The sequence below is a fragment of the Dialister sp. genome (assembly GCF_051885895.1).
Lineage (GTDB): Bacteria > Bacillota > Negativicutes > Veillonellales > Dialisteraceae > Dialister.
Genome location: NZ_JBJEXP010000076.1, coordinates 1 through 8,021, shown reverse-complemented (window position 1 = coordinate 8,021; position 8,021 = coordinate 1). Strand labels below are relative to the sequence as shown.

6 protein-coding genes and 1 riboswitch are annotated in these 8,021 nt (G+C 49.7%); of the genes, 5 read left to right on the top strand and 1 reads right to left on the bottom strand.

Going from position 1 to position 8,021, the window contains the following annotated elements:
• A partial coding sequence (locus ACI4N7_RS06330) for a hypothetical protein (RefSeq protein WP_439732508.1) occupies positions 1-1,283 on the bottom strand: 1,283 nt, incomplete at its 3' end.
• A gap of 614 nt (positions 1,284-1,897) precedes the next feature.
• Here ACI4N7_RS06330 and ACI4N7_RS06325 point away from each other — a divergent pair.
• From ACI4N7_RS06325 to gcvT, 5 genes are all read left to right on the top strand, one after another.
• The gene (locus tag ACI4N7_RS06325) at positions 1,898-4,261 is read left to right on the top strand and encodes a glycyl radical protein (RefSeq protein ID WP_439732507.1); all 2,364 of its coding nucleotides are present in this window, start codon (positions 1,898-1,900) and stop codon (positions 4,259-4,261) included.
• Complete coding sequence (locus ACI4N7_RS06320) at positions 4,248-5,153, top strand: glycyl-radical enzyme activating protein (RefSeq protein WP_439732506.1); 906 nt, start codon at positions 4,248-4,250, stop codon at positions 5,151-5,153. Before ACI4N7_RS06325 ends, ACI4N7_RS06320 begins: the two co-directional genes overlap by 14 nt.
• A gap of 47 nt (positions 5,154-5,200) precedes the next feature.
• The gene (locus ACI4N7_RS06315; RefSeq protein ID WP_439732505.1) at positions 5,201-5,773 is read left to right on the top strand and encodes a helix-turn-helix domain-containing protein; all 573 of its coding nucleotides are present in this window, start codon (positions 5,201-5,203) and stop codon (positions 5,771-5,773) included.
• A 240-nt stretch (positions 5,774-6,013) separates the two neighbouring features.
• A complete protein-coding gene (locus ACI4N7_RS06310; RefSeq protein WP_439732504.1) occupies positions 6,014-6,571 on the top strand; it encodes a hypothetical protein in 558 nt (185 codons plus the stop codon).
• A 244-nt stretch (positions 6,572-6,815) separates the two neighbouring features.
• A riboswitch (glycine riboswitch) is annotated at positions 6,816-6,893 on the top strand.
• Positions 6,894-7,039: 146 nt separating this feature from the next.
• A partial coding sequence (gene gcvT / locus ACI4N7_RS06305; RefSeq protein WP_439732503.1) for a glycine cleavage system aminomethyltransferase GcvT occupies positions 7,040-8,021 on the top strand: 982 nt, incomplete at its 3' end.

Sequence of the window (8,021 nt, the reverse complement as noted above, 5' to 3'; positions counted from 1 at the left end):
GCATGAAAGATGCCGGCATGATTGAGAAGGCCGGTAAGGGAATCGTGATAGGCCATACGGAGAGCTGTCTTCTTTTCATGGGCTTCTCCGGCCTGGGCCAGAAGCTGTAAGCAGAAGGACAGAGCGATGGACAGAACAAAAATAAGAAGTGCCCAGGCGGCCAGAGCCTGCATGAATTTCATGGCCAGCAGGCTGTGGGTGTTGGAAACATAATACTGCAGCGTATCCAGAGCGGCAGCGGCGGAGGACATGAGCACACCCCAGCGGACGATGACATGCCAGATTTTCTCCGGGCCGGAAGGATGCAGCTGAAACCAGCAGACCAGAAGACCTGCTGACAGGATGGATACATGGAGCAGCGGGAGCACATCATTCAGCGTCAGAATATCGGAGAACTGAAGCGCCATGGCAGCCAGGAACAGGAAAAGAAACCAGAGAGAAAAACGGTGGTACAGTCGTTTTCTTCTGCCGTCCTTTTCAGAAAGATACAGATAATAGAGGAAAGGGACAGGAAGAAAATACAGGGAGCCGTATTCAATGAGGGAATTGATATAGGGGCTGACAATCCAGAAGCCCAGCATATGGTGATACCCCAGACCCCAGAGGATAAAGGAAGCCACAAAAAGCGAAATGGACATCCCGCGCTTCAAAATATCCCGCCTTTTCAGGCATAGGAGAATCAGCATGACTGAAAAGGAGAGGGTAAGAAGGGTATGGTATAAAATAAAGAGAAGTCCCTCGCCCTTTAAAAAATAGGTATAGCTTTTGGGGGAAGGCAGAACGAAAATCTCACCGATAAATGGCTTCGAACTGCCTGTGATCAGTTCTTCATCAATGGTGACGGTAGAACCGTAGGAGGCAGGAGGGAGCTCAATCAGGCGGTACAGAGCTCCAAAATTATGGTTGACAGGAACTCGGGATTTATCATAGCTGGATAGGACATGACCGTTCCAAAGCACCTGGGGATAGGTACGGACGGTAGTAAAAGCAAGAACGTACTGCCTGGATTCGGCATGCAGGGGTACGGGCACGTAAATCCGCACATGGCTGCCTGGAGAGAACGTTCTGTGGGGAGACACATTTTTCTCTATTGTTCCGTCGGGATGAATGAGATCCAGCGTGACTGCATTGGTGACGGTGTATTCATTGTAACGGGTGCTGTAGATTACATAATAGGTATTGGCCATCAGAATGAAAAAGATAAAAAAGGATATAAGGATGAAAATTTTCAGGATTTTTCTGTTTTCCGGATGGCTGGGAAGCCAGCGGCTGTTTAGGTCCATGCCTTTTCTCCTTTCCTTTTGCCGGGAAGAACTGATTCATTCGCTGCCGGTTCCATTCCTGTATCCTGCATATGACAGAGTATGAAACGACGCAGCCGGCGGGCTGTTTAAGAAATTTCATGACGCAGTCATGCACAGAATTCTCATGCAATCAGGCGGCCAATGAATTGATGCTTTCCGGGTATGATATGATGCCTGCAAGATTTATTTTAGCACAAATGCGAAAACAGGTGTATTCAGGAAAACAGGGCGGCATTTTCAGTGACTTTATCGGCAGGGAAAAATGAAAATTTTTCTGCAGCTCATGGGATGTTTTTATCTTGACAGGGGCAGGGGAAAGGAGTATAAAGTAACCATAAAGCACAATGTGCGTTATCAAGTTTATAGAAAGCAAAGACGCTACCCTCCGGGCGGCGTCTTTTGTATTTCATCTGACAGGGAATGCTGATTGAACCGCAGGATTCCGTTTCAAAGATATTTGCATCTCATGGTCTAACGGTTTTTGGCGGGAACACTCTCTGTATCCCGGTCCGGCATGAGAATGCAGAAATGAAATCCGGTAAAAATGCGGTCCCTGTTTCCCGGAAAAGTTTTAACAACAGGGAGGAAGAACGATGCTGACAGAACGAATTCAAAAAGCCAAAGATGCCTATGTCAATGATAAACCGGCCATTTCCTGTGAAAGGGCCCGTATCTGGACGGAATCCTACAGAAAAACAGAGGGCGAAGCGCCTGCCATCCGGCGGGCCAAAGCGTTTAAGGCGGTATGCGAGGAAATGGAGCCCTATATTTTCGAAGGGGAACTTATTGTAGGATCTGTGGGTGAATTCAGAAAGTGCGGCATTTTGACGCCGGAATTTTCCTGGACCTGGGTGGATAAAGAAATGGATCATTTCTCGGACCGGGCCCAGGATCCCTACGAGATGACGGAAGCCCAGCGTGATTTTGTACGCAGGGAAATTTTCCCCTATTGGAAAGGGAAGTCTGTGGAAGAGTTGTTCCTGGCGCAGATTCCGAAGGAAACGGCTTTATTGGGCGTGGATTCCGGAATTGTGGACACGGATTCCAAGTGGCGGCAGTCTGTAGGAGAAATCACCCCGGACTATGAAGACGGCCTTTTCAAAAAAGGCTGGAATGGAATCATAGCGGAGTGCAGAGAAAAACTTTCCGCTGTCCGTCTTACGGATCCTCATGGACTGGATAAGAAAAATTTTTATGAATCGGTGATTCTCTGCGGAGAAGGAATGATCACTCTGGGGAAAAGGTACAGCCGGAAAGCCAGGGCTATGGCCATGGAAGAAACAGATGATGCCAGAAAAAAGGAACTGCTGCAGATTGCATCCATCTGTGAAAAGATTCCGGGAGAGCCGCCGCAGACCTTCCAGGAAGCGCTGCAGATGGTATGGTTCTACCAGTGGGGCGGCATTATTATGGAAAATCCCCTGTCTCTCAATATCGGGCGGTTCGATCAGTTCATGTATCCCTATTACCGCTATGACATAGACCATAGAATTCATGATGATCAGGGCATTCTGGAACTGATTGAGTGTTTCTGGCTGAAGCTGTCGGAATGGGTATGGACGATTTCCGCCAATACGGCCGATTTCTTCGCAGGATACAATCAGTTCCAGAATCTGACCGTAGGGGGCTCCGACCGCAAGGGCAAGGATGCAACCAATGAACTGAGCTATCTGGCCCTGAAGGCTACGGGAGAGGTCAAGACCCATCAGCCCGGACTTTCGGTTCGTATTTCCCATGAAAGTCCCAGGGCCTTTCTGGAGGCTGTCATGGATCTGGTGGCTCAGGGGACCGGATTCCCTGCTATCCACAGTGACAGGACGGGGTATCAGATGCTGAAAAATCTGGGCTACAGCACGGAAGATGCCAGAGACTGGAATAATTGCGGCTGCGTGGTGCCCCATTTCCGGAAAACCTTTGAGTGGACCAGCACGGCCAACGTGAATTTCAGCGCGGCAGTGGAATATGCTACCAATGGAGGGAAGAGCCGTCTTACCGGAAAGCAGATGGGTCTTCCTATGGATAGAAATTTCAAAAGTTATGAGGAGCTGGAGGAAGCCTTCTATCGTCAGTTTGACCATCTGATTGAAACGGCGGTGACCTGTGCCATACTGGCGCAGAAAATCCAGAAGGAACAGATTCCCCGTCCCTATTTTTCCGCCTTGTCGGAAGAATGCCTGGCTTCGGGAAAGGATATGGTAGATGGAGGCGCCCGCTACAACATAGGGCCCGTACTGACCGGCATCGGTCTTGCAGAATCGGCCAACAGTCTGGCGGCTGTCAAAAAGCTGGTGTTTGATGACCGGGTATGCAGTCTGGAGGAAATGCTGGATGCCTGTGATAAGAACTGGCAGGGCTGTGAAGAGCTCAGGCAGATGGCTGAAAACTGCCCGAAGTATGGAAATGATGATGATTATGTAGATGATATTGCCAGAAGAATTGAAAACCATTTCTATAAAGAAACCGTAAGCTTCCGGGATTACTACGGCCATCCCTTTACCTCCGCCTTCATGGGTATTTCCAATTTCATCCCCACGGGAAGAGTGCTTGGTGCCACTCCATCGGGAAGAAAGGCGAAGGATCCCATTTCCGAAGGGGTATCGCCGGTGGGCGGGACTGATACGTCCACGCCTCTGGCAGCCATGCGGTCCTGCGCCAAAATGGATCAGGACATTCATTCCGGCGGCACGCTTCTCAATATGCGGCTCAGCCATGATCTGGTAGCGACCCGCCGGCAGAGAAACCTGCTCACCTCCATTGTGCAGTCCTTCTTTGATATGGGGGCTTTCCATATCCAGTTCAACACCCTTTCCACGGAAACCCTGCTGGATGCCCAGAAGCATCCGGAAAATTATAAAGATCTACTTGTGCGGGTAGCCGGCTACAGCACTCAGTTCGTTCACCTGTCCAAAGGGCTGCAGGATTCCATCATCAGCCGTTCTGTCCATGATTCCTTCTAAAGGCAGGATACTGCAGATCCAGTATTATTCCGTTAACGACGGCAGCGGCATCAGGACCATTGTATTTTTTGCCGGCTGTCCTCTCCGCTGCCGCTGGTGTGCCAATCCGGAAGGCTTCACATCCTCCCGCCGTATTCTTTATATAGCGTCCCGCTGCCGGAAATGCGGGCGCTGCCAGGCAGTATGTCCTGTGCAGGCAGGCATGGATCTTTCCGTCAGGGAAAACAGGAACCGCTGCATAGGCTGCGGAAGGTGTGTAAAAGCCTGCCTTTTCGGAGCCAGAAAAAGTTCCATGACGGAAATGACGGTAGAAGAAATTCTTGATTCTTTGGAAAACCAGCGTATATTCCTGTTCAATTCCGGCGGCGGCATTACCTATTCCGGCGGAGAATGCACTCTGCAGGCTCCCTTTCTTCGGGAACTGTCGAAAGCGGTGTATGACGCAGGGCTGGACCAGGCCATGGAAACCAGCGGCTGTTTTTCTCTCCCTGAAGTTCAGGACATCCTGGAACGAATGGACCTGCTGTTTATGGATATCAAGCTCTGGGACAGTGAAAAACATGCCCGCTATACCGGTGTGTCCAATGAAAAGATTCTGGACAATATTGCCCGCATCGGCGCCAGGCGGAAAGGGCTGGTGGTCCGGGTGCCGGTTATTATGGGAGTGAACGGGGATGATGAAAATATCCGGCATACCGCTTCCTTTGTCAGAAAATATCTGAAGGACCCTATGATGGAGCTGCTTCCCTATCATTCCTATGGTGCCGGGAAATATGAACAGCTGGGGCTTCCTTATGATGAGACCGGCTTTCGCAGGCCTTCTGAAAAAGAGATGAATCACCTTTCCCATGTGGTGGAAGAAGAAGGGGTGCGTCTTGTTTCTTTCAGGTAGACAGGAGTGATACTATAAATAAAAAGCGAAAATGGGAGGTACCTGGTATGAGAAAAAAGATAGGGGAAGAGGATAACCCGGTCAAAGACATTGGCCAGAAGCTGAAACGCATCCGGTTTGAAAGAGAGCTTACCCTGGACAGAGTTTCGGAACTGACAGGGGTCAGCAAGACCATGCTGGGGCAGATTGAGCGGGGCGTATCGGTGCCTTCCATTACGATTTTGTGGAAGATTGCCAAGGGCCTGCAGATTTCTTTGTCCACCCTTTTCACGGAAGAACCCTCGGAATACCGGCCTGTGGAAATACTGGAGGACATGACTCCCGTTTATGATGAAAATAAGGGCATGGTTCTGTATAACATTTTCCCTTTTGACCCGGTGAGCGGTTTTGAGTATTTTTATATTCTGCTGAAGCCCGGCGTCCGTCATTTTTCAGATCCCCACAGGGAGGCGGTGGATGAGTATGTTGTCGTCACCCGGGGGATGCTGACCCTGACCCTGGATGGGAGAGAGTTCCAATTGAAAGCGCCGGCCAAAATCCGCTTCCATGCAAACATTCCCCATGGCTACAGCAATCTGACTGATGAGGATGTTGTTTTTCAGAATATTATGAAATATTGAGATCACAGGAGCAGCGGTTATCTGCTGACCATGCACCGGGGAGGCACTGATGAAATCGGTGCTTCCTTTATTTTATGGCAAAAATTTTTATCGGAGGAAAGAGGCAGAGTCTTCCTTCTTCCTGCGGAAATCAAAAGGAAATATGGATGCCGGAAAGGCTTCCTTAAGCTAAAATTGACCAGCGGTCGCATTTATGGTATGATATACACGTTATAAATAAAGAAGGAAAGAAGGAATACTATGAGAAAATGGGAAAAGACGGCAGCTGCTCTTGTTCTGGGAGCGGCCCTGTTTGTGCCGGGCATGATGAGCGAGGCCAGAGTACCGGGACGCATCGGCATCCCCAACCCGCTGGTGCAGTATGACAGCTATGCACGTCTGGGACAGGTGGTGGGATTCCAGCCCCTGTTTCTGCCTCGTTTCTTTGGCTACAAGGTAGATACCTATACGGCGATCAGCCGGCAGACGGCTGACATCCGCTACAGTAATGATGATGGAGCTGTGTTCATGGTTCGGAGCGCCCTGCGGGACAGAAATAATGATACAGAGGATATCAGCGGCGTGTACACAGGCAAATGGGAGAAGAAAGAAATTTCTCATACAACGGTGTATGTGGCAAAGACGGATGAGCATGCTTTTGCTGCCCACTGGATCTGCGGCGGATTTGCCTTTGCCGTAACCGGTGAAGGCATGGATGAAAAGGAATTTTCCCATATCCTTTCCGGCTATCTGGTGGATGTGACTGAACACTATTACGGTGACCGGGCAGTGGCAGTTAATGGAGACCGTGCATTTTAAGCCGGCATGATTTCTTCAATACCGAATGCCTCGGTACTGTAGAGGGAAGGAAAAAAGCTTTTCTGTCATATCCGGCTCTGCCGGAGCTTCTCTGTTTTTCCGGAAGGGGAAGGAGGAACGGAGGTCCTCCTTTTTCACTGCCCCTTGATATTAAAATTTTTTATTAACCATTTTTGATGGGCTGTGGTAAGCTAAAAAAAGAATTCCATAGGATTCGATGGCGAATCTTTCATTCTATGCAGGGATGAAAATGTCGGGAGAGTCGAGAAAGACAGACACCGAAGGGGCAGAAACTCTCAGGTAAAAGGACCGGCAGTTGGACTATCCTCTGGAGAGCTCGAAAGAGCACCGAAGAAGCAGGGATTTCCCGTATCTTTCAGGTCAAAGGACAGAGGCGCACTGATTATTTTCAGTGCGCCTTTTTTGTTTGTATAAAAAAGGCGCAGGTGGGAAAAGGAGAGGATGAATTTGGATAAGAAAACACCATTATATGACAGACATCTAGCGTTAAAAGGGAAAATGGTCTCTTTCGGCGGCTATACCATGCCGGTGCAGTACGGGAAGGGAATCCTGGCGGAGCACATGGCCGTAAGAGAAAAGATGGGCATGTTTGATGTATCCCATATGGGAGAAGTCCTGTTTGAAGGTAAAGGCGCACTGGCTTCTCTGAATCATCTCATCAGCAACGATTACACCAATCTTCCCATTGAAAAGGTACGCTACGGCACCATGCTCAATGAAAAAGGCGGTGTGATTGATGACCTGATTGTGTACCATCTGGGAGAAGACCGCTATATGGTGGTGGTCAATGCAGCCACCCATGATAAAGATGCAGCCCACATGAGAGAAAATCTGCTGCCCGATACCCAATTTACCGATATTTCTGAAGAAACCGGCCTGATTTCCCTGCAGGGCCCCATGACGAAGTCATTCCTGCCGACCCTGGTGGAAGGGGGAGCGCTTCCGGAAAAGTATTACAGCGAAAAGGAACATGTCATTATCGGCGGCGTGGACTGCCTTGTTTCAAGGACAGGCTACACCGGAGAATTCGGTTACGAAATTTTCTGCCCAGCAGACAAGGTGGGCATCATCTGGGACCTTCTCCTGGAAAAGGGAGGAGATGACATTATGCCCTGCGGACTGGGGGCAAGAGATACGCTCCGTCTGGAAGCGGCCATGCCTCTTTACGGCCATGAAATGGATGAGACCGTAAGTCCGCTGGAAACAGGACTGGACTTCGCCGTTAAACTGAACAAAAAGGAATTTATCGGTCTTTCGGCACTGCTTTCCCAGCCGCCGAAACGGGAACGAATCGGCCTGAAGGTAACGGGACGGGGTATTGTCCGTGAAGAGGAAGATGTATTCCTGGGAGATAAAATTATCGGTCATACCACATCCGGCACCTACTGCCCCTATCTGAAGGGAGCCTATGCAATGGCACTGGTGGAAA

What these genes read in the sequence shown, in the direction of transcription:
- ACI4N7_RS06310 (WP_439732504.1), top strand. Translation starts at nt 6,014, where the DNA reads ATGAGAAAATGGGAAAAGACGGCAGCTGCTCTTGTTCTGGGAGCGGCC.
- ACI4N7_RS06320 (WP_439732506.1), top strand. Translation starts at nt 4,248, where the DNA reads ATGATTCCTTCTAAAGGCAGGATACTGCAGATCCAGTATTATTCCGTT.
- ACI4N7_RS06325 (WP_439732507.1), top strand. Translation starts at nt 1,898, where the DNA reads ATGCTGACAGAACGAATTCAAAAAGCCAAAGATGCCTATGTCAATGAT.
- ACI4N7_RS06315 (WP_439732505.1), top strand. Translation starts at nt 5,201, where the DNA reads ATGAGAAAAAAGATAGGGGAAGAGGATAACCCGGTCAAAGACATTGGC.